Origin of the sequence: Brevundimonas sp. S1H14, assembly GCF_047716865.1 — a bacterium.
In the GTDB taxonomy this organism is placed as follows: Bacteria; Pseudomonadota; Alphaproteobacteria; order Caulobacterales; family Caulobacteraceae; genus Brevundimonas; species Brevundimonas naejangsanensis.
Genome location: NZ_CP136679.1, coordinates 826,962 through 848,130 on the forward strand (window position 1 = coordinate 826,962; position 21,169 = coordinate 848,130).

Genomic DNA, 21,169 nt, shown 5'->3' on the forward strand with positions numbered 1-21,169 from the left:
GCTCAATCTCCTTCAGGCGCAGCGATGTCGACGTGGACGACGCGAAGATTGTAAAGGCCGTCGTTGTCGGCCGGGACGGTGAAGTCGAAGCCGCCCCTAGGGTCAGTGAAGAGTTCCACGCGATAGCGCCCGCCCGGCTTCAGCCCCTGGACGGCGAAGCGGCCGACGCTGTTGGTGAAGAAGGGCTGGGAAGCGGCGTCGGGTTCGTCCAGGGCGATCACGCGCCCGCCGATCAGCGACAACGGCGCCGGGCCCGCGGCTCCGCGCCCGGTGACGGAGCCCACGGCGCTGACGAAGGCGTCCGAACCGATCTCGAAGGCGTAACCGCTGCGATAGGCCGGCCGCACCCGCCGTACGCCCTCGCCGATGTCATAGCCGGCGGGCACGTCGATGACGTCGTAGTAGACGGAATCGTTCACATACGACCCCAGGTAGGGATAGAGCACCGGACCCAGGGGGCCGCTGGCGGCCGAGTAGCGGCCGTCGCGCAGGACTTCGCCGGCGATGACCGGACGATCTTCCAGGCTCGGGTGGCCGTACAGGATGGCGAAGCTGTCGGCGACGCGCCGGCCGATGGCGGCCTTGCCGCCCGCGAAGGCGATGGCGGTAGAGACGCTGGCGGTCGTAACCTGCTGGTCGCTGATCGAGCCGAAGTCCTGACCGTATCCGGCGTGCGAGATCGAGGCGTTGAAGCGGTTGCCGACATAGTCGACGCCGCCCAGCAGGCTGGCGGGACCGTCGTCATAGGTGGCGATGGCGGAATAGCCGATCGAACCGGCCAGGTTCTCCGGGATCTTGTAGAAGGAGGCGGAGGCGCTGTTCAGGTTGGAATCGTAGCGCGCGTCGGCGCGTACGTCGCTGGACGGCCGCCAGGTCAGGGCGAAGGTGAAGCCCCAGCCGTCGCGGTCGCGGCGGCCGCCGGGCGTGTCTTCGTACTTGAGGTAGTTCACCCCCGCCTGAGCGCTCCACTGACGGTTGATGGCGTAGTTGGCCGTCAGGTCCGAGCGGAAGGAATCGCCCAGGCCCGCGCTATCCCGCGACTTGTTGTAGGCCAGGCCCACGCTGCCGTAGAGGCGGTCGGAGAAGACGCGCGAGTACTGGCCGTAGGCCTGCCAGGCGATGGGGTTGGAGGCGTCCGGGTCCGAAAGCGTCGCAAAGCCTTCCGACACATGTTCGAACTGAACCGTGAAGAAGTCCGATGTCGTGGGGCGGTCGATATAGAAATCATAGGCTGCGACAAGGGCGTAGCCGCCGCCGGCCGTGTCGCTGTTGCTGGCGCCGACCTGGAAGTTCAGGCGAGACCCGTTGCGCAGGATGAACTGGGTCTGGGCGTTGGCCATCTGGACCCGTTCGCTGGCCTGCAGGCCGACGCCCAGGGCGGGCTTGTCGATGAAGGCCTTGCGCCAGTAGCCCGTGAAGGCGAGGTCGCCGTCCGAATAGTCCGGCTGGCCGAAGCTGGGACGTCCGGCCACCCCGAGATATCCGCCGTATTCGTACTCGCCGGGATCGAGGTCGATCGAGTCGATATAGGCGCTGTAGCGATAGGATTGGGAAGCGCCCGATCCGTCGACCACGACGACCTCCAGGTCATTGCTCCCGGTCTGCACCGGCAGGTTGGACAGGTCGTACTGGCCGGGGTCCAGGCGCAGTTCGCGCACCAGGGCGCCGTTGCGCAGGATACGCACCGTGGACTCGCTCTGCAGCAGCAGCTGCCGGTCCTGGCGGAACACGTTCGGACGATAGGGGTCGAAGCGGCGCCGCTGGCGCGTCACGCCGACGCCGCCCACGTCGGCATAGCCCTGCAGACCGCGGAACTCGGGGTTGAGATCGCCGACGGTCCAGCGGCGGTATTCCTGGGGCTGGTCGTAGACGAAACGGGCGTAGCGCCGCAGCCATTCATAGTCGCCGGACCCCAGGGTCTCGCGGCCCTGAACCTCGGCCTCCAGAACCAGGCCACGCCAGCGGCCGGCGCCGTTCAGATAGACGTTCGGCGCAGGGGCGTCGCCGGTCGCGTGGCGATAGCTCCATGATGTCGCCGCGTTCAGGAAGGCGGAGAAGGGCAGGGGCGCCAGGCCTTCCGCCTCGGGGCCGCCGCGCTCGAACAGGACTTCCAGGCGCCGAAGATTAGGGGCGATGCGCACCACCAGCAGCGACAGGGCTGTGGGGTCGTATTCGAGCGACACCCCTTGAGCGGCCAATTCCTCGCCTTCGAAACCCTGTTGACCGGCCAGTCGCGCCGTGAGCGCCGCAGCGGCCTCGTCGGTGAGCAGGGGCGTGATCAGTTCGAGGAAGCCTGCGGAATCGACGATGAAGCGATCATCGCGCGTCAGGGTCACAGGAACTTCGCCCAGAGGCCGCCGGTTGAACGTCAGCGGCGCGGTCAAGGTGATGTCGCGGTTGTAGGGATTGATGTCAGGACGCACGACCGCTGCCGGCGGGGCGGCGGTCTGGGCGGCGGTCTGGGCGGCGCCCTGGGCCGCGCCCGGCGGCGGACTCTGCGGAGGTTGGGCCTGAACCTGCGACGGCTCTTCGAACCGAGGCGGCGCCGTGATGATGGGCGCGTCTTCGCTCAGCGACGCCGCGCTGGCGGGCGTTGCGCCGTTCGAGACCAGAACCGAGGCCAGGATCGCCGTAGGGACTAGCCGAGGCTTCATTGGCTGAAGCGCACCTTGATCGGCGCATCGGGCGAGAAGGCGACGGTGGTGGGCAGGTAGAAGGTCCGATCGCCCTTCAGGGGCTCGAGATAGCCGGCGCCGACGGCCTCGTTGACGGTCGAGGCGTCCAGGCGGATTTCGGTGCGCGCGCCATCGGGACCACGCCCTTCGACCCACCAGGTTGCGCCGCTCATCAGGGCGTAGCGGCGGCCGGCGTTGCGCACGCGGACCTCGACGCCGGGAACCTTGGCGGCGTTCGGCGTCGGGGCGGCCTCGCCGGTGCCGCCGACGCTTTCGTCGATGACGGGGGCGGCCGGGGCGGCGTCGATTTCAATCGCGCGGGCGCTGACGACCGAGACGTCGGCCGTTGCGCCCGGAGGCGCGACGGTGACCAGCGACTTCATATGGTAGACGACCTGCACCTGGGCGGCGAGGTCGCCGCCGGCGCCTTCCTCCAGTTCGACGGGAAGCTGGCGGATGCCGACGTAATAGGCGCGCGACACGTCAATGTCGGGGTCGCCGACCCATTGGACCCGGATCACCTGGCGTCCGCGCACGGGCACGACGCCCTGCGGTGGGAAGACCAGGAAGTCCTCATCGGCCGGGGTTTCCACAAGCTTGCCGTTCTCGTCGAAGGAGATGCGCGTGATGCGCGTTTCATAGGGCAGAGCCTTGGCGGCCAGGTTCTGCACCTCGATCCGGGCGGAAGATCCGGCGCCGCGCGACGAGATTTCCGCGACCATGGGCGAGACGCGCATCGCCTCGACGGCGGTGGCAGTGATCCCCAGGAACAGGGTGGCGGCCAGGACCAGTCCGATGCGGGACTTCTTTTTCTGTCGTTCGACGCGGGGCGCGGCCCGCTGTTTCAGCCCTAGTCCCATATTGATCTCCCCCCTTCAGCCTGCAGGCTCGTGTACCGACGTCATGCAGAATTCGTGCCGCTGATACGCAAATGACGTCCTTCTGACGCTCGAAGCCCGCCCGACGGGGCGGGCGGGCTTCTTCGCATCTTGCCGGGCCGTTTTAGATGGCGGCCAGTTCGATCGTCAGGGTGTCCTGATAGGTGCCCGAGACCAGCGACTTGCTCGGGACCGGCACGTTGATGTTGACGTTGAAGTGCGACTTCCAGGCGCCTTGGACCTTCAGGTCGCCGGCTTCGGTGGTGTCGACCGTCAGCGTTTGCGTCGAGGCGGTCGCCGAACCCGCGCCGGCGGGAACGCCGGTCCAGGTCGCATCCACCTTGTACGGCAGGTTGGCTTGGAACTGGGCGCCGTCGAAGGCGCCGGCGTAGTTCGACTTCATGCCGGCGACGCCGTTGGCCTTGGTGATGCGCACTTCGTTGCGGGTGTTGCAGCCCGCGGTGTTGGTCTCGATCGAGGCGTTGGCCGCGCTGACCATGTCGAAGGCGTCGTCAACGCCGCCGTTGTCCAGGGTGTTGATGCCGATCTGGCCGAAGTTCAGAACGGTGTTGATGTTGCCCGAGTAGAAGGAGCAGTCTTGCGAGACTTCGCCGCGCAGGGTGAAGCTGGCTTGGGCGTTGCCGGCGGTGCCGATGTTGTTGGCGACGCTGCCCGAAGCCGAGATCCACGACGCGACTTCCTCGCCGCCGAAGAAGGCCGACAGGGCGTTGGCGCCCTGGCCCGCGAGGGCCGAGCCCTGGCCCGAGCCGCTGATGCTGCCGATGATCGGCAGGTGAGCCGCGCTCTGGCTGAAGCTGCCGGCCGAAGCGGCGGTCGCGGACAGGGCCAGCGCAGCGACGCCGGCGATCAGTTGATAGGCTTTCATTTCAGTCTTCCTCCAAGAAGTGCGCAGGATTGCGCCGGTCACACCCGCTTTGGCCGCGCCGCACGCGCCGAGCATCCGCAAAGTCCGCTCAGCTGCCCCACGGGGGCGCCAGGCATCCGCTCGACGCTCGATGTGCTTCGCGTTCATCGCCGGTCTCTACAGCCTCGGCACGAGGCTGATCTCCACGGTTTCCCAGTAGCGTCCGGCCAGCAGACCGGCGCCTTCGGGCTCCATCATCTCGATGTTCAGGCGGCCGCCGTCGAAGGCGACGCCGCCTCGGCTCGAGATCACCTGTCCCGCCTGCAGCTGCCGGCTGGTGAAATCGCCGGTCGCCGCGCCGCCGCGTCCGCCGCGGCCGGGGTTTCCGCTTTCCAGGGGCACGTTGATGGCCAGGCGATAGGCCGCCAGGCCGCTATACGGGCCTTGCCCGCGCGGCAGGGTCTCATGCGCCAGTCCGCCGTTGGCGGAGCGCAGATTGATGTCGAAGGGAACGTTGCAGCTCAGGCCGAAGCGCGTCTCGACGGCCAGTCCGCTGCGCCGCAGGTCGCCGAAGTCGACGCCGCCCAAGGCTCCGATGTCGCACCGCGGCGAAATCCGGCCCACGGCTTCCAGCACAAGGGACTTGCGCCCGGCGTCGGCGGCCTCGGCCGCCGTTCCCGCTGCGGCCAGCATTGCGGCTGCAAGCAAACAGGCTGTTCGCATCTGCTCCCCGGCGTCGGTCGCCGCTCCCTCGTTCGAGAGCTAAGGAGCACATTAAGCTTTTGTTAATCGTCCCCCATTTGGGGTACGCGCCGAAAGAAAAAGTAGTTAATTTCATGATTAATCGATGAAATTCGCCGCGTGGGCGAATTGAGCCGGCCCGGCCCTCGTGTCGAGGTCGTAGGGGCGGCCGGATATGAAGATGTTTTTTGCGGCTCTTTACGTCCTGGCGCTGGCCGTCCCGCAGAACCCTAAAGACGCCGCAGCGCCTGCCGACGGCCCGATCTCCGCCCTTGAGGTTCAGCGACGGCCCGACGCCGCCGGCGATCTGCGCGTATTCGTCAGCGAGACCGACCTGACGTACTCCGCCGAAGGCGTTGAGGCGCGTCAGGTCAACCGCCAGAAGTTTGAGCTTGAGACCCTGGCGGCCTCGACGGAACGGATGACCCTCCGGTTTCGGTTGCTGGAAGCCTCCCTGACCGACAGCCGCGATCCCGGTCTGGAGCGGCTTCTTGAGGCCTGGGTCGGCGTGGATGTGGTTGTCGCCGCTGACGCCTCTGGACGACCCGTGGCTTTTGCGGATTGGCCCGCCGTACGGGAGGCGCACCGCACGCGTCTGAGCGAACTGGGCATGCAACAGGAACAGGCGGACGTTCTGGCGGCGGGGCTGGACCGCTTGCCGCCAGAGGACCTGCTGTCCCTGCTGCTGAGCGATGTCGCCTTGCTGGCGGAAATGCAGCCCCGACAGCCTCTGCCGGAAGGCCGTGTCGAGCAGCCGCTTCAGAATACGGACCAGGCGGCGCGATCCGGCGTGCAATCGGCTGCGCGCACCGCCGATGGATGCGGCCTGCTGCTCACGCGCTCGTTCAGCGCCGAAACGCCTGGCTCGACCGGGACTGCGAACAGCATGAAGCGCGATGTCCGCGCCACCCTCCATGTCGCGGACGGGTGGGTGTCCGAGGTCAGCCGCACGATCGCGATACGCGCGGGCGAGCAGCGGTCGGATGAGGTGGTGCGCATCCAGCGTGATCCGGCGCCGCAGTGTCCCGCCGTTTGATCGCCAGCCGCAGGCGGGTCAGGACAGTCGGAAGGGCGATATCTTGGCGAACATTTCCTCGCGGCTGCTGACGCCCAGCTTGGCGTAGGCGCGTTTGACGTGCGTTCGGGCGGTTTCCAGGCTCACGCCGAGGTCCTGCGCGGCTTCTGTAATCGTGGCCCCGTCGACCAGCCGCTTCAGCAGAGTGGTTTCCGCCGAGGTGAGATCGAGCGCGGGACCGAAGTCGGCCCACAGGCGGCGCGATCCCGCAGTGTCGCTGAAGGCCAGGATGACCGCTTGGGCGTCGCCCAGTGCGATCCGCACCGCCCGGATGATCAGGCAATCCCCGCCGCCGTCGCGTCGAGCCAGAACCCAGGCCCGAGGCTCCTCGCCCAGGTTCTCAAGAAAGGCGGCGAAGGCGAACAGACCGGTGCGCTGGGCGAAGCTCAAGCGGCCCCCGACTTCTCCAAGATCGCGGTCGATGGCGAGAAGCCGGCGCCCTTCTTCATTGCTCCACAGAAGGTGCAGGCTGGGCGTGATGATCATGGCCGCACGGCTGCAGCTCTTGCTCCAGGCTTCTGAGCAGGCGGCCTCATTGATCGATTCAATGTCGAATCGACGCGCCTCTGTCGTTCCCTGAAGGCCCACCCCGTTCCCTCCCCATCGGCAATCTAGGGCCGTAGCCCCGTCTAGCTCGTGGATATTATCGCGATCGGCGAACGGCGCCATCATGTAAAATTTGGGGGTGTTAACTGTAAGGTTTGAACCTTGATCGGTGTCCTGTGATGAGCTTCGGTGAGGCCGCGGCGCGTAAAATGACAAAGCCCCCGCCGAGGCGTCGGCGGGGGCTTTGTCACGTCTGAACCGAAAACCTTGGCTATATCGGCTGGATCGTCAGGGCCAGGACCAGAGGTTCGTCCAACTGCACCTCGTCGAAGCGGTAGGCGATGGTGCGGATGGCCGCCATATTGGAGCGGCGCAATTCCAAGTTGCCGGTCTTCGTCAGGCTCAGCGATCGCTCTCCATAGGTCATGCGTGCAGTCTCTGTGGCCTTGAGCGGACGATAAGCGGCGGAGACGGTGAAGCCTCCGGGGCTGTTGCAGGCCTCGATAACGGACCCTGTCCGGCCGGTCTCCGCAACGACGGTGGTGTCGGGCCGCACCCAGCAGGCGACGGGTACGACAGCGCGCAGTTGGTAGGAACCCCCCGCTCTAGGGCCTGCCGCAGCGATCTGCGGCGAAGCGAAGGCTGTCAGGCCGGCGGCGACGGCGACAAGAAGCGCACAGCGGCGCACCCGCATCAATTCGGTCATGGCGTCCTCATGCTCTTGATTGCCACAAGACCATAAGGGCGCGCTCTTAACGTCTGCCGATCAGATAAGCTTAGCGCATGCCTAAGCGATATTATGAATCGTAATTCACTCTGCCGCTGTCAGTTCACCGGCCCTGAGCCGGCCATCCGAACGTCTCTGATGTCAGGAGCAGACCCAACGCGGTAGCGCTCGGGGCAGCGCGCAAAACAGACTTTCCGAACGCCAGAAGTGAGTCAGCATGAGCCATTCAGCCAATCCATGAGCGTAAAGACTGCACCTGACTCGAAGCAGACCTTGGGAGTATCCGCTTCGGGCAGTGGGGTGCGCTGGGTGAAAGCGCCGTGAAGCCGAAGAAGTTTCCGCTGCCGGAGCACGAGATCGAACTGCGGTGACGCTTGTCGGAAGAAGAGATCGCCTTTGCCAGTCGTCATGAACCGCCGACGTTGGGCGCGGCGTGTGCCTGCGTTCAGAGTTAGGGCGTCTCGTCATCTGCGGAATCGTCGGGTTCGAGGGCGTCTTCCGGTTCAAGCACACCCTCGAGCACGGCGGCATGGCGCTCCTGAAGGTATTTCAGGGCCTGGCTGTCGTCCGCGCTATGTTGCAGGTGCTCCTGGAAGAACTGCAGACGGGCCCGGTTTTCCTCGATGATCTCGCCCCAGGTCTTGATGGCGACCGTGGTCGTACCTGTCCGGGCGATCAGGCGGCGATCTGGATCCGGCCCGCTGTCGATCTCGCCTTGGGCGTAGGAATCATAGGCGTTCGAAACGACGACGAAATGCCAGCGAACACCCGGCACCGTTGAAAAACGCTCGTCGCCCACGACCGCCTGCTGATACTTCTTGGTCTGGACGATCTCGTCCGAGCCGATGACGACTTTGGGCGCCTTGAGCTCGACGACAAGGTTCTCGACATCATTGTTTCTGTGCCGCCGGGTGCTCCGAGAGAACATCAGATCAACGATCGCGGTCTTCTGTCCATAAACCGAAACGGCGCCGTCAATATCGATGGAAGGGTCGAGCTTGTCCCGGTGCTTCTCCAGCACCTTGCGCAGTCCCTTGTCGCTGACCCAGAGATTGAACTCCTCACCGAATATCCACGTGTTTTCGGCCAGGATTTTGTGAAGCTGGGTGCGTTCCTTGAGACGGGCCTTCTTCGCCGGATCGAAGACGATGGCCTCCAAGGCGTCTAGGAACTTCAACCGGTCGCCCACCACCCGTGCGGCGGTGATGATCGCCGAAAGTGTAGTCTCCTGCAGAAGGGCCGCCAGTTCCTTCTGCTTCTTGACCGGAAGGCCCAGCACCTCGCGAAGGATCGTTTGAAGTTCCTCCGGCCCCCGCTCGAGTGCGTTTTTGAGCATGCGTAAATGCAGCGCCTGTCCTTTGTGGGACCCGCCGCCGAGATCGGGCGCGAGCTGCTGGACTTGGGAGGCGACGATGTCGAAAACCTGCCGTTCGGCGCGTTCGACCGACGAGGCCGGCTCTCCTTCGAAGGGATAGACCCGGGCTTCCTTCCACTCGTCGATGATCGAGCGGGCTTGAGCGGCCGCACGCTCACGGAAGTAGTCCTTGATGGCGGTACGGGCCTGGTCGACGACGGGCGTTAGCCGGGAGTCCAGTTCCGCCAGTCCCAGGCGGCCGTCGGCCTGCAGCGCCTCGATGTAGGACGACTTCAGATAGGCGGAGAAGGAAAAACCGGGAATCTGGAAGCGGGTCTCGACCTGGTCGAGCGGGAACCCGTCGCGCGAGCACAGATAGAGGGTCTTTCGGGTCTCGGCCCGCCACTCGATGATCTGGAGTTCGGCCGAGTGGGAACCGCCCTCTTCGTCGAGGATCTCGGCCAGTTGCGCCGTGTGCTGGCTCGCAACCGCCGACGCGGGGTCCAACGCGCGCCCAGCAATTTCTACGGTCACATTGGAATAGTTGATTAGATAGAGGGCGAAGATCTCTGCCAGGCCCTGGCGCCCCTCATCGGTCTCAAAGACGCGGAAGTCGTGGTTCAGATCGACGATCTCGACGGAGATGCCGCGCGGCTCGTCAGTTTCCACGTCCTCGCTGATCAAGACATTGGTGAGATCGGCCTGGCGAAGCCGGACATCGAATTTGCGCGCCGATCCGGGCCGGCCGTGAACCACGGTCCAAGTGACAGCCTTGCCGAGCGCGAACGCCTTATAGCGGCCTCGACCTTCCTGGCCGTGAATGCGCCGGCGTCCTTCGGCTGTCTCCCGCGTGAGCCGTTTCCAGGAGCCGCCGAGATTGCCGAAAAGGGTCGCGGCCTCTTCCCGGCCTATGGCGGATCCGTTGTCATTGACCAGAATCCGCGAAAGGCCGCCTGCTAGGTCTTCGTACATCAGCTCGACCTTGACACGGGTCGCGTCCGCGTCGAGGGCGTTCCAGATCAACTCGGCCAGAGCGGGGATGGGTTTGGCGCGCGTCTGCCGGGCGACGAAGTCGTCCCGCACCGCAACTGAAACCTGCTCTTTTCCAGCCATGGCCACCCCTTTCGCAGGCTTGTGCGCTGTGTCCGCTGCGACGGCAACCCCTTCACTGAAGCAGGTCGAAGGGGCATTCGACGATGGCGATTTATACAATTGGAGTTTCCGGAGACGACGCAGCAATCAAAACTTTGCGAGAACATTGCGTGAACGGCCGGTTTGGAGGGAGGATGGCCGTCGAAAAACACGAGAAGGTTCCATGAGTCCTATGGTCTGGTACGGCACCGCTGAATTGATCGCCGCTGACTTCCGGGCCGGCGCTGCCCGGCGTGAGCAGGACGCCCTGTGGTGGGCGGCTGAGGGGGAGCCGTTTTCCGAGGTGCTTGATCGGGCGGGGCGGGCGCGCATGGCGAACGGCAAGCGCCATCCGCACCAGCGGCGGCTCACCCGCAAGACTATTGATGCTTGCGCCGAGGCGTTGTTCGCCATCTCCGCAGAGCTAGAGCGGACCACCTGTTTCCACGAAGTGTTCGACCTTGTGCGTAAGGCGTTCGCGCCCATCCGCGGAGCCGGCGAGCTGGCGGTCTACGACGCTGCGGATCGCATTTGCAAACGGCTAGGCCATGCCTCGGAGCACGTGATCTATCTGCATGCTGGGGCGCGTGTCGGCGCGAGACGGTTGTTGGGAGGCCGCCTCCCGAACGGGGACGCTTGGGGCATCATGTATCATCAGGTCCCGGAGAACTTTCGCGCCTTCTCCACCCATGAGATCGAGGACATCCTGTGCCGGTACAAGGACGATTTCTCTCTGGAGCCTGAGGCCTTGCGCGCGAAGTGGGCCGGCGCATCGACAGAGGCGTGCGAGGCGGGGGGCAGTGTTCCGTCCTCCTGCTGAGAGGCAGATCTCCACGCTTTTCACGTGCGCCTGGCTATAGGTGCTGTCAGCCTAAGGTCGCAATCGAGGTCGCTGGTTGAATTTTGAGCGTTGGTGGCGAGATGCGATCGTGAAGTCAATCTCAGGCTTGCGCTGATTTCTTTCGCATTTTCTCGACAGCAGCCTACGAAATTGTGGGCCAAGTAGAGGCTGCGAAGCGCCGTGCGGACCTAAATGCTGGAGGTGGAAACAGGCAACGTCGCCGATCCCCCAACCTCTGGCTCACCGGACTGAACGCCCTTCTGATCGGAGTTGCCCCCGCCGAAGGCCTCGAAGTTCGGCTGTAGGCGGAAGCGCCACAAGGGCAGGACTTTGCCTGCCTCGCGCTCCCGCCTGAAAGCCGCGAAGATTTCCGGCTGCGGTGGGGCAAGCAGATGCACTACCGTCTGATGATCCAACGTGTGCTCCGCATAATAGCGGGCGAACATTCGGCTGAGCGTTCCGACCATGTCGAAGCCCTGATCGCTTGCCTCCTCTGGGGTGGCGATGAAATCGACCGCCTCAAGCCGGTCGCCGTTGAAGATTGGGTGTGGTCCGTTGACCGACCATTGGCCGTAGCTCATGAATATTGACGCCATCGCCTTATCGTCCGCATCGACAAGTTCGCGATCCTCGCTGAAGAAGTGGCCCCGGACGAAGCCCCCGTGGATCTTACCGTCCGCGTCGATCGACGAGGTGCGCTTCGGATCGGTGATCAGGCGAAGACGCAGTGGCGCCCGTGTTCCGACCGTTTCGTCGCCCAGCGCGGAAAGTTCGCTGACGGTCATCGCCGACATCATGTCCAGTACGAGGTCATCGTCCGCGCCGACGAGGCGGGAGGGCGAGACCAGCGTCCAGATCGACCATCGCGCCCAGTAAACGGCCAGCTTGAGCTCGGCCCCGGTCGCCGCGGCATAGGCCTCCATTTCGCGGCGATAGGCGGCGGTCATGAGCTTGCGGCGCTGGTCAGACGGCTCGGGGCGATAGACGTTCTTCACCTCCACGAGCCACTGGCGGCCGTCATTGAGCACAAGCCTGAAGTCGGGCGCGCGATAACCCTGATCGGGCCAGATCTTGCCGCCGTCTTCAGCCTTGATCAGCTTGCAGCCGCCGAGCGCGATCGTGAGCGCCTCGAACATGGCCTCAACCCTCTGCCCTTGCAGAAGAGCCGGGAGATTGAGCGCGCGCTCGAGCGCCTCGCCGACATGGACGCCGAACGCTGCCCGCGCCAGCGGATCGCCCAGCTCGAGCTTCTGGCGCGCGCCGAACCGCGCATACAGCTGGAGGAGATCGAATGGAGGGGCGGGCGGCGCAGTCATTTGCGTTCGGGAACGGGGTTGAGCCAGCCGAGCACTTCCTCGCGGATCGTCGCCTCGCCCAAATCGGCAATCGCGGCGGCTTCGATTGGACCTGCTATCGCGCCGCGCGCAAGCTCGACGCCGATGTGACCGGCAGGAAGGAGTTCGGCCACCCCATCGATGGCATCGGCGTCTTCACGGTATTTTAGCGCAAGAATGAAGAGCAGCAGCAGGACCCGACGTCGGCGATTGCCCGCGAGCGAGCGGGCCATTTCGAGCACAAGTTCGCGCTCGACGCACAGCGCGAACAGGATGGCCAGGCGCGCGGCGATCCCCGCGCCGCGGATCCTGAGCACCTCACCCGTAATGCGCGCGGCGAACGTCGACGACACCACCTCGTGGGCCTCGAGAAGCGCGTGGGCGGCCGCGCGCCGCACATCACCTCGTCCGGGATTGTTAGCGAGCTTGAAAAGACGTTCGCGCCACTCGTCGTCGACCGCCGCGACGATATCAAAAACCTTGGTGCGAAGGCGAGGGTCCGGTGAACCGATGGCGAGCTGATAGATCCGTTCGAGCACGGCTACATCGAGAGAAGGATAGAGGGCGAGCCCATCCACCGCCGCCTGGGCGATTGGATAGTCCTCGTTTGCGTCATGGTTTCGGCTGTCCGAAGTCCATTGGTCTCCCGTCAGTCGAACCAGGGTTTCAACGTGGCCAGGATCAGGACGCGCGGCCAGCAGCGCGACCAAGGCCCGCTTGATGAAACTGGAGCGCTCCTCGGCCTTGGCGAGGAACCGGTTGGGCAGCGGAACCGGAGCAGCAGATCCGATCACCGAGAGCGCCTTGGCGCCGACACGGGCGAAACGGTGATCGATCGCCGCATCGATCTCCGACGTCATCCCGAAACGAATGGCCGCCTCTATCGCCGTCACAGCATGCTGATCGCGGACAGCCTTTGTGAGAACCCAGCGGATGTCGTCTTCGACCGGCAGATCATAATGGTCGGACGCTGAGACCTTGAAGATCCTGACTGCCAATTCGCCGTCGCTCACGCCAGCGAGGATGGCGAGGCTCTCCGGCGGTAGGACCGCAGGTTCGTCGGCGCGGATGGCGATCGCCGCGTCGGCAAACGCCGCATAGGCCGGCGGCAGGGCGGCGAGCGCGCGCGATACGGCCGCGCCGTGGGTTTCCTTGGGCTCCGGTCCGAATGGAAGATGATTGTTGCGCTCGCTCATGCCCCCAAGGTCTAGGGCGATCGCGACCAAGCGACCCGACCTGCCTTCCGCAATCAAAGTCTGGGCGAGTGGCCCGAGCGCCTCAGGATCGATCGCGATCAGGCAGGCCAGGGCCGACTGCGGGATGTCGGGGTCGTCATGGCCCTGGCGCAGACGCGCGATCAGGTGCTCGCGGAACCGTTCGTCCCAAGCATGCCGGGCGATATGCCAGAAGCGATCCTCATCGCTCGTGCCGGCCGCAGCCGAGAACAAGCCCGCGACTTCTTCGTCGTCCAGCTCGCTTTGCTTGACCTCTCGTCCGACAGCGCCCAGCCAGCGGCTCCGGAGCGCCTCGGCATGTCGATGTTGGCTGAGATAACGCCAACCCTTCGTCTCCCGAACCCGGTGGATGTAGGCGTCGATCATCTCGCGGGCCGTAAGCCCGTCGTCATTGTCCATCAGATGTTCGGAATAGTCGTCGCTGTAGACGCCGTTATCGATGTCGAGGCTCTCCTCGGCCCATTGACGACGCTGCGCATCAGTCGGTGTGCTCACCGCGACGGCTGTGTCGATGATCGTCTCGAAACCCTCGAGATCTTGGAGCGCCCCCGCCGCGATTGCGTCGTCATTGGGAATATGGCCCCAGTGGACCACCTCCGCCGCCGCGGCCATGAAGTCCGCCGTCAGATCGTCGCTGAACTTCGACAGCTCGTCATGCAGGCCACTTGGGTATCGATCCTGCGTATGGGGCAGCATCTCGCGCACGAAGCGGCGCGTGATCGTGGTAACTGTCGGATCGATCTTCAGGCGATTATACCAAGCCGCATCATGGACCGGCCGCTCCCACTGGTGAAAGAAGCCGAACTCCTTGTTGGGCCGGTGCAGCAGGTGGCGGGCGAGCTCCGCTGCATTGCATTCGGCTGAACCCGCCGAGGCCGCTAGGCGCAGGTTCGCCGTCAGATCGGCCCCGGGGTCGACCAGCGCGCGAGTGAGCCAGCCGTCGATTTTCGCGGCTGCAGTATCCGTCGGCTTGAAGGATAGCGCGCCTTTCAAACGGACTGCGGCGATGATCCGGGCCGCCGCGCCCGCGCCCCATTCGGGGTCGGGGCTGTCGGCCGACACAAGGGTTGAGACCAAGGCTTTCATCGCCGATCTTGCCACCAGCCTGGCGTCCATCAAGGCCAGCTCGACGCCGGCTTCGACACGGGGGTGGTAGTAGCTTGTCACCCCATCCCCGAGACGCAGATTGCGCGCCGCGACAAAGGCGTCGACAAGAGGCTGAACACCCCGCTCGAACGCTGGATCCCGATCCGCCATCGCCGCCTCGATCGTCGACAGGTGGCGCAGCGACATGCGATCCGCCGCCTTCATCAGGCCCCATAGGACGGCCGCGGCACGTACATCCTTGCGCTGTTCGATCTGGCCGGCGACCGTTCGTTCGATGGCGTCTTCATGGGCTTGGCCGATTGCAGCGGTTACAAGCCTGTTCCTGGCGTTGGGGTCGCGGCGGTCGAGTTCGCGAAGGGCGTCGAAGAACTTCTGAATCTCGAGCGGGGTTGCCAGTTCGGAAAGAACCCGCTGCTCGTTCCGTGTCGCCAGCGTCTGTAAATCGTGCGGGAGCTGTTCGATACGCGCCCGATACAGGCGCGAGCGTTCCGCGGGCCCATAATGCTCGGCCTCCAGATTGAACAGCCAGCCGGTCATGGCCTTGAGCGCGCCGGCTGTATGGATCACGTCGCGACGAGTGGTGGCGATGATCATCCGCTGGCCTGACGCACTGCTGAAGAAGCCTGCCAGCTGATCATTCCAAGGTCGCTTGTCAGGGTCGAAATCGACCCGCCCCCAAGGATCCTCGATGTCGTACAAGACCGGACTCGGAGTCGTGTCGTCGCGAATCTGGCCCGGCCCCAGGCGGATCGGTACGCGCTTCAAGCCCGGGATTTCGGCGCGTAGCTCTTCGTAGAGCTTCTTCGTCGCTTCGGTCTTTCCCGTGCCGGACTGTCCGATGATCAGCGCGGCATGGCGGTCGTTCATGCGGTCCTTGAGCTCAGACCAGTTCGTCGGGTGGACGTAGGTGTCCATCAGGGCGTCGGCGGCGAGATAGCCTTCATGTCGGGCGATCACCGCTTCCACGTCGGGTCGCCGCCATTCGCCGCCGTCGCCACCACGGATACGCACACGCGCCGCTTCGCGCAGCTCGCGCAAACAGGGGATCCACTCTGCGTAGGGCACGCCCAGCCGTTCGGTCAGGAGGCGTTTGATCTCATTGATCAGCTTCTCGTCATCCATGCCCCCGATGATCGCCACACGCCCCGCGGCGCCCGTCGGGAGAACCTTGGCGAGGGAAAGGGATAGGCTCGCGGGTTTGAGGAGCGTACCGGCCCGCCTGACGTTCAGGTCTCGCGTACGGCCGTTCAGCCAGGCGCTGGTGACGAGGAGATACTGGGCGCGCGGCGTCTTCAGGCGTTCTGCAGCCGATTTGCGATTGTCGCTGCCGTGGGTCAGCAGTCGCTTGAGGGCTGCGATGGTCCAGGCGTCGCCCTCACGGCGCTTGGCCTGCACGATCAACTCATAGCCGTCCATCGTGGTGCGGGTCGCGACGGCGCCAGGTTCATGGTCTTGGAGTGTCGCCTCGAGATCTTCCTGGCTTACTGGCTCCAGAATGACCTTGTCAGTCAGTCGGCGCGCGAGCATCAGGTCGAGAGCAAGCCAGATCGAGACGTCGATCTGGTAGTCATAGCCAGCGAGCGCGGCCCCGCCCGATCCGACCTCGCCAAGGTCCGCGGTTTCCGTCAGTCCGCCTTCGCTCAATGCACGCCCCCCCGTCGCCCTTCGTTGCAGCGATCGGCGACGAAAGTTGGTCATTCGCGCGCCACGCGCAAGCCCACAAGGGCAGCCGCTGGAAAAGAGATGAACGCCTTGGGCTATTCGGCGTCATGTGGAGTTTCCAGGCGACCTTTGGTGTCGCCAGTCTAGATTTATGTCCTAGTCCCCTTCCAAGGCCTCAACAGGATTTCAGTGCCTTCGTCTCCCATTGTCGCACGGCGGTCCCCACCCCAAGTTCCTCGGATGCCGCCCACCATCACCGAATTCCAACCACCCCTCCCGCTCGACGAGCTCAAGTCTATAATAGTCGGCTTCGACGCCCTGCCGACGACTGACAAGAAGGCGACCATCGACCGCCTCGTCCGCATTCATCCAACCACCAATGTCGACTGGGGGCCGGGGTGGCGCTATCGGCGCGCGCGCCGCCTGAAGGCGGGAGAGCAGCCTTCGACCGTCGACGAACTGATCTGGCGCAAGGACGCGCCGGCGTCGCTCGGACGTGCCAACCCCGCTGGCTATGACGTCCTCTATCTGGCCGATCGCCAAGACACCGCGCTTCAGGAGGCCCGTGTCGGCGACGACTTGGCCGTCGTCGCCGACTTCCTGATCCGTCCCGGCTGCTCGGTACGCATTGCGCCTATAGGCGAGTTGATTCGGATTCACCGGACGGGGCGCGGGACCTTCACGGGCGACCACTCGGAGGTCATCACAGGGATGTTGAACGCTTGCAAGCCAGACGAGGCACGCTCCCTGCTCATCACCGACGCCTTCCTCCGACAATGTTTGGTCGGACACAATGACTACGAGGTTTCGTCCCAAGTGGCGCTCAGCGTCTTCGAAAAGCTCCCGGTCGTCACCGCCGTGGCCTACCCCAGCGTGCGGCAACTTGGGGCGACCAACTTCGTGGTCCGGACTCAGGGCTTCTGGAACAACTGGCGGGTCGGCTCGGTTCGCTACGGTCAAGCGCACCACCTGGGCATGGGCTTCTACAAATTCAGCGACACTCAAGGCGTCGACGGGATCTACTCCAAAGGCGACCTGCGCTGGGCGCCGGTGGACAACCCTGAAAAAACGCTCGACCTCGACCCGCCATGGGGTCCGACGACCTAGCGTAGGCAGGAGCGAGCGCGTCGGATCGGAAAGTCAGGGCAATGACGCCTCGCCATCATTAGACGGCGGCCCCTCTGCCGGGCGGGCCTCCGGCGCGAATGCGCCAAGCCGCGGCCCGGTCGCGATCGTAGAGAAGCTGCGGCGTTTCCAGCGCCTGCTCAAACAGAACGATGGGGGCGTGCTCCCAGCGCCAGTTCAGATCCTGGAGCATTTCCTCAAGGAGAGCTGCCAGCCTCGGGCCGAGTTGGGCGAGAGAGAGCGGATCATCGTTCAGTTCTCGCACCGCCAGCCTGAGCAAGGGCAGGGTCACGGGGCGCGCCAAAGCATCGGGCAGCCACACCTCCCGGGCACCGAAACAGGCCCGGCCAGCCAACCAGAATTCGATCTCCGGGTCGAGGAGCGCGAGGCCGGTCGCCCGACGTAGGTACTCCAGCTGACGCGCGCGCGGCAGAGCATGGAACCGGGCGATTTGCCGGACACCTTCTCGCATCCTTCCCGCCAACCTGGCGGTGGCCCGCACACCTTGAGGCGGCAGCGGGGCCTTGGCTTCGACGATCACGACGTGGGTCTCGTCCGGCGCAACGATCACCAAGTCGAGTTCGCCCAGATCATAGTTGAAATTCTGAACGATCGTCAGGTTGGCGAGGTTCTCGAGCTCTTCGCGCATCTCTTGCAGCAACACGGGTTCGAGATCTCTGGAGATCAGATTGTCGAACCTCGGGTCGTTGTTCCGATCCAGCATGACCAGAGCGTTTCGGGCGTGGGCGAAGCGCTTGATGAAATCCGGCGAAAAGAGCCGCGAACCAGCCAGCCGGATGAAGGGCGGGGAATAGCCCTCGCCGCCTTCCCATCCAGGTGCCGGCTGGTCGTAATCGAGCGTGAAGGCGTCGACGAAGCGACTGACCGCGTCGCGATCTACGCCGGCGACAGCGGCGACGATGTCGATCAGAACGTCGCCCTGCCAATAGACCGACATCCATTCGAGCGCCTCGCTCATGACCTCATGATCCTCCTGGCCATCCTCGACGGCCCAGATGCAGAGGATCGTGCCGACCTGTTGAATGGCGTCGGCGAAGGCGAACAGGGCGGCCTGGACCTCCCGGTAGGCCGGGCTATCGAATCCGAAGACCGCCATCACGCCCTCATCCGTTACCAGCGGATGCTCGACCATGCCCGCCTGATACTGGACCGCGAGGTTGCGGACCAAGCGAACAAGGACGGCCATGTCCCAGTGCGGCGCGTCGCGCGCGAGGGTGAAGGCCTCCTCGTCCGGCCGGCGATTTTCGGGCAGCGGATTCTGGTTGAGGGCCAGTTCGCTGACGAGGATGTCGGTGGCCTCCGCGCGGGCTTGCGCCGCATCGGGGTGGACTAGGCGGAAAGCGCGCTCCGCGCTTCGTTCGACGTCCAGCAGTCGGCGGTGAACGTCCGGCATCAGTTCGCAGAAATGCGCGTACAGGCTGAGGTCTGCTATCTGGCGGGCAGAGCCCGGATAGTCGGTCACGGCCGCGAACGCGTCATTGCCGTTTGCACCGATCGGCTCGGTGGGACGGTTGCGCAGCCATGGAAGCAGATAACTCATCCGGCCCGCTAGGGTGTCGCCGGTCACCCAAGCACCGCGTTCCCTGAATTCTCCGCCATGGAGCAGCAGAAAGACGGTGCAATGATAAAAGGTCCAGAACGCGCGTACGGGAAGTTCGCCGATAGGCAGCGCCTCGATCCGGGCGTCAGCCTCGACCTCGAACGCGATCAACGCCTCTCTGTCCGCTTCGGCCATTCGCGCGCGCCCTCGAAAGCTCGCTCCCTACGCTCTACAGGTGATTCAGGCCATAGTTGCGTTGGTCCGCAATGGGTCGGCTGACCTCGGCCGGCCGCCACGCGGATGTCTGCTCTACGCCGAAGGATGAATGTCCGCCTATGGCGCTATGCCGACCTGATTGCGATCGCGGACAGGTCATTGGCTGCGTCGATCGGCGTGCCCGATGCCTTCCGCTCGGAATAGCGGTCCACCAACTGACCAGAGTGGGCACGGGTAAGAACGGTGAAACGCACCAGTTCCTCCATCACGTCGACGATACGGTCGTAGTAGCTGGACGGCTTCATCCGGCCATTCTCGTCGAACTCCATAAAGGCCTTGGCGACGCTAGACTGGTTGGGGATGGTGATCATCCGCATCCAGCGGCCCAGCAGGCGCAGGGTGTTGACCGCGTTGAAGCTTTGCGAGCCGCCGAAGACCTGCATGACCGCCAGGGTGCGGCCCTGGGTCGGGCGCATGCCGCCCATGCTGAGCGGCAAATGGTCGATCTGGAGTTTCATGATCCCGGAAATCTGGCCGTGGCGCTCTGGGCTGCTCCAGACCATGCCCTCCGACCACACGGCCGCATGAAGCCGTCCAGCTACTACGACCGTATTGTCGACGTGATGGAGGAACTGGTGCGGTTCACTGTCCTGACCCGCGCCCATGCCGGGCAGTTGGTGGATCGCTACTCCGAACGAAAGGCGTCGGGCATGCCGATCGACGCAGCCAATGACCTGTCCGCGATCGCAACCGGGTCTGCATAGCGCCAAGAGCGGCCGCGCAGACCACGCTGCAAACGCGGCACTTGGCCGCTTAAGAGCGAGCGGTTCGGATGGCCGTTACGATCCTGACATAAATCGCCGGAACGACAGCGATAATCATGCCGACCACGAGAGCATCGAACGCAAGCAGCGCCCACAGCACGATATCGGATTGGCCCATCGCGTACCGGTTGAGAAACTGGTGCAGGAGGTTTACCGGTAACCGGGCAACAAAATAGAGCACGAAGGCCCAGAAATAGAGCCAACCCATCATCCGCGCCGACCCTAGCGGTGTCTTCACTGCTCCGTCAGTCGCCGCTGCGACGATCCAGAACATCAACATGGGTTCAATGATCACCTGGCCCAAACCGACCACGGCTCTCAGCGTGTTGGCGTGCGCAGCAGGCACGATCTGCGGCGCGTAAAACACCAACCCGAATAGGGTCAATGAATACACGATATAGGGGAGGTAACGCAGGAAGGCAGGGACCAGAGGCGAGATCGCGGCACCTCGATCCCGTCGCCAGAGGTAGCGGATTACAAAGAAGCCTCCGACATAGACCGAGGCCATCTTGATCCAGCCAAAGACCATGCGAGAGGCGTCATTCACGACGGCGCGGGCTGCTTCTGGACTATCGTAAAAGCCGAGCCGAACCTCGATGATGTGTTGGACGAACTCCCAGCCAATCAGGAGCGCGAAAAGAAGAGGAAGGCTGACAATCGCGCGAACGCCATCGACATGGCTCCCAACCAGAACAGATCCTGATCGTCCCATCCATCTAATAAACGCACTCGATTTCGGTGTAGCCTCAGCCTTCGTCATTATGTCCCCCTATCCTGCCGATAGGCATAAACGGACAACCGCGCACATCCCGCGTTACAAATATTTAAACCCGCAAGTGCAGAGCTGGAGCCGTTTCCCCCCGCTTCCCACCCTTAGCGGATATTGCGAAACCGCCGCTTGTGGCTTTCAGGCTCTCGGCGCCAGATCACGATACGGCGCGCCGCGCTCTCCTGCCTCCGCCCGCATAAGCACCTTCGTTTCCTGTTGGGATCCGACGTGGATCACAATGTCTCGATGGCGCAGGCCGTCGTGAAGGGCTGTGCAGGTTGCGCGAACGGCTGACAGCACATTCACCCAGTGACCGCTCTCGACCGTGATCAGGCCGGGCATGAGGTTGGGATTGCCGCCAGCGGCTTCGGCCATGGCGTCGAGGGTGTGGTTCAGTTGGTCAGGCCTCATCAGCGAACGCTCTTCTCTGCCATGCCCATAGGGCGAAGATCGCCACCATAGCGACAAGCGCTGCCAGAGTGATGGCGCCGTCCGGCGTTTCG

General features: G+C 64.3%; 15 protein-coding genes and 2 pseudogenes. 4 read left to right on the forward strand and 13 right to left on the reverse strand.

Annotated features, from left to right (window positions below; all coding sequences use genetic code 11):
- Positions 1-2: 2 nt before the first annotated feature.
- The 4 genes from RSD66_RS04050 to RSD66_RS04065 form a co-directional block, all read right to left on the reverse strand.
- Positions 3-2,654 (reverse strand): fimbria/pilus outer membrane usher protein, encoded by a 2,652-nt coding sequence (locus RSD66_RS04050; RefSeq protein ID WP_415289091.1) that lies wholly within the window; start codon positions 2,652-2,654, stop codon positions 3-5.
- Complete coding sequence (locus tag RSD66_RS04055) at positions 2,651-3,535, reverse strand: hypothetical protein (RefSeq protein WP_312162205.1); 885 nt, start codon at positions 3,533-3,535, stop codon at positions 2,651-2,653. The genes RSD66_RS04050 and RSD66_RS04055 overlap by 4 nt, the downstream gene beginning before the upstream one ends.
- A gap of 142 nt (positions 3,536-3,677) precedes the next feature.
- A complete protein-coding gene (locus RSD66_RS04060) occupies positions 3,678-4,439 on the reverse strand; it encodes a hypothetical protein (protein WP_269300391.1) in 762 nt (253 codons plus the stop codon).
- Between the two features lie 156 nt (positions 4,440-4,595).
- Entirely contained in the window at positions 4,596-5,126 is a 531-nt protein-coding gene (locus RSD66_RS04065) for a hypothetical protein (protein ID WP_374559148.1), read from the reverse strand.
- A gap of 208 nt (positions 5,127-5,334) precedes the next feature.
- Here RSD66_RS04065 and RSD66_RS04070 point away from each other — a divergent pair, with 208 nt between their 5' ends.
- Complete coding sequence (locus RSD66_RS04070; protein ID WP_415289092.1) at positions 5,335-6,195, forward strand: hypothetical protein; 861 nt, start codon at positions 5,335-5,337, stop codon at positions 6,193-6,195.
- An 18-nt stretch (positions 6,196-6,213) separates the two neighbouring features.
- On the opposite strand, the gene RSD66_RS04075 is transcribed toward RSD66_RS04070, so the two are convergent.
- From RSD66_RS04075 to RSD66_RS04085, 3 genes are all read right to left on the reverse strand, one after another.
- Positions 6,214-6,720, reverse strand: coding sequence for a helix-turn-helix transcriptional regulator (locus RSD66_RS04075; RefSeq protein WP_415289093.1), 507 nt, complete (start codon positions 6,718-6,720; stop codon positions 6,214-6,216).
- Positions 6,721-7,051: 331 nt separating this feature from the next.
- On the reverse strand, positions 7,052-7,486 hold the full coding sequence (locus RSD66_RS04080) for a hypothetical protein (RefSeq protein WP_415289094.1): 435 nt from the start codon (positions 7,484-7,486) through the stop codon (positions 7,052-7,054).
- Positions 7,487-7,958: 472 nt separating this feature from the next.
- Positions 7,959-9,974: an ATP-binding protein gene (locus RSD66_RS04085; protein ID WP_415289095.1), complete on the reverse strand. Its 2,016-nt coding sequence runs from the start codon at positions 9,972-9,974 to the stop codon at positions 7,959-7,961.
- Positions 9,975-10,176: 202 nt separating this feature from the next.
- On the opposite strand from RSD66_RS04085, the gene RSD66_RS04090 reads away from it, so the two are divergent.
- Positions 10,177-10,812, forward strand: coding sequence for a hypothetical protein (locus tag RSD66_RS04090; protein WP_415289096.1), 636 nt, complete (start codon positions 10,177-10,179; stop codon positions 10,810-10,812).
- A gap of 209 nt (positions 10,813-11,021) precedes the next feature.
- Here the strand turns inward: RSD66_RS04090 and RSD66_RS04095 are convergent, their stop codons facing one another.
- Together RSD66_RS04095 and RSD66_RS04100 are read right to left on the reverse strand one after the other, a co-directional pair.
- Entirely contained in the window at positions 11,022-12,149 is a 1,128-nt protein-coding gene (locus RSD66_RS04095) for a hypothetical protein (protein ID WP_415289097.1), read from the reverse strand.
- A complete protein-coding gene (locus RSD66_RS04100; RefSeq protein WP_415289098.1) occupies positions 12,146-16,207 on the reverse strand; it encodes a hypothetical protein in 4,062 nt (1,353 codons plus the stop codon). The genes RSD66_RS04095 and RSD66_RS04100 overlap by 4 nt, the downstream gene beginning before the upstream one ends.
- Positions 16,208-16,411: 204 nt before the next feature.
- On the opposite strand from RSD66_RS04100, the gene RSD66_RS04105 reads away from it, so the two are divergent.
- Complete coding sequence (locus RSD66_RS04105; RefSeq protein ID WP_415289099.1) at positions 16,412-17,278, forward strand: RES family NAD+ phosphorylase; 867 nt, start codon at positions 16,412-16,414, stop codon at positions 17,276-17,278.
- 58 nt (positions 17,279-17,336) lie between these two features.
- Here RSD66_RS04105 and RSD66_RS04110 read toward each other — a convergent pair whose 3' ends face one another.
- Positions 17,337-19,052 carry a hypothetical protein gene (locus RSD66_RS04110; protein WP_415289100.1) on the reverse strand — a complete coding sequence of 572 codons (1,716 nt, stop codon included), beginning with the start codon at positions 19,050-19,052 and terminating at the stop codon, positions 17,337-17,339.
- A 146-nt stretch (positions 19,053-19,198) separates the two neighbouring features.
- Positions 19,199-19,648 (reverse strand): annotated as a pseudogene (locus RSD66_RS04115) (NAD(P)H-dependent oxidoreductase); the annotation flags it as partial.
- 3 nt (positions 19,649-19,651) lie between these two features.
- Between RSD66_RS04115 and RSD66_RS04120 the strand changes: the two are divergent.
- A pseudogene (locus RSD66_RS04120) lies at positions 19,652-19,837 on the forward strand (arsenical resistance protein ArsH); the annotation flags it as partial.
- A 49-nt stretch (positions 19,838-19,886) separates the two neighbouring features.
- Here RSD66_RS04120 and RSD66_RS04125 read toward each other — a convergent pair.
- A complete protein-coding gene (locus RSD66_RS04125; protein WP_415289101.1) occupies positions 19,887-20,657 on the reverse strand; it encodes a hypothetical protein in 771 nt (256 codons plus the stop codon).
- A gap of 147 nt (positions 20,658-20,804) precedes the next feature.
- A complete protein-coding gene (locus tag RSD66_RS04130; RefSeq protein WP_415289102.1) occupies positions 20,805-21,077 on the reverse strand; it encodes a hypothetical protein in 273 nt (90 codons plus the stop codon).
- Positions 21,078-21,169: the final 92 nt, after the last annotated feature.

Coding starts and splice junctions, on each gene's coding strand:
- RSD66_RS04050 (WP_415289091.1), bottom strand. CDS start 2,654: ATGAAGCCTCGGCTAGTCCCTACGGCGATCCTGGCCTCGGTTCTGGTC.
- RSD66_RS04055 (WP_312162205.1), bottom strand. CDS start 3,535: ATGGGACTAGGGCTGAAACAGCGGGCCGCGCCCCGCGTCGAACGACAG.
- RSD66_RS04060 (WP_269300391.1), bottom strand. CDS start 4,439: ATGAAAGCCTATCAACTGATCGCCGGCGTCGCTGCGCTGGCCCTGTCC.
- RSD66_RS04070 (WP_415289092.1), top strand. CDS start 5,335: ATGAAGATGTTTTTTGCGGCTCTTTACGTCCTGGCGCTGGCCGTCCCG.
- RSD66_RS04075 (WP_415289093.1), bottom strand. CDS start 6,720: ATGATCATCACGCCCAGCCTGCACCTTCTGTGGAGCAATGAAGAAGGG.
- RSD66_RS04080 (WP_415289094.1), bottom strand. CDS start 7,486: ATGACCGAATTGATGCGGGTGCGCCGCTGTGCGCTTCTTGTCGCCGTC.
- RSD66_RS04085 (WP_415289095.1), bottom strand. CDS start 9,974: ATGGCTGGAAAAGAGCAGGTTTCAGTTGCGGTGCGGGACGACTTCGTC.
- RSD66_RS04090 (WP_415289096.1), top strand. CDS start 10,177: ATGAGTCCTATGGTCTGGTACGGCACCGCTGAATTGATCGCCGCTGAC.
- RSD66_RS04095 (WP_415289097.1), bottom strand. CDS start 12,149: ATGACTGCGCCGCCCGCCCCTCCATTCGATCTCCTCCAGCTGTATGCG.
- RSD66_RS04100 (WP_415289098.1), bottom strand. CDS start 16,207: ATGACCAACTTTCGTCGCCGATCGCTGCAACGAAGGGCGACGGGGGGG.
- RSD66_RS04105 (WP_415289099.1), top strand. CDS start 16,412: ATGCCGCCCACCATCACCGAATTCCAACCACCCCTCCCGCTCGACGAG.
- RSD66_RS04110 (WP_415289100.1), bottom strand. CDS start 19,052: ATGGCCGAAGCGGACAGAGAGGCGTTGATCGCGTTCGAGGTCGAGGCT.
- RSD66_RS04125 (WP_415289101.1), bottom strand. CDS start 20,657: ATGACGAAGGCTGAGGCTACACCGAAATCGAGTGCGTTTATTAGATGG.
- RSD66_RS04130 (WP_415289102.1), bottom strand. CDS start 21,077: ATGAGGCCTGACCAACTGAACCACACCCTCGACGCCATGGCCGAAGCC.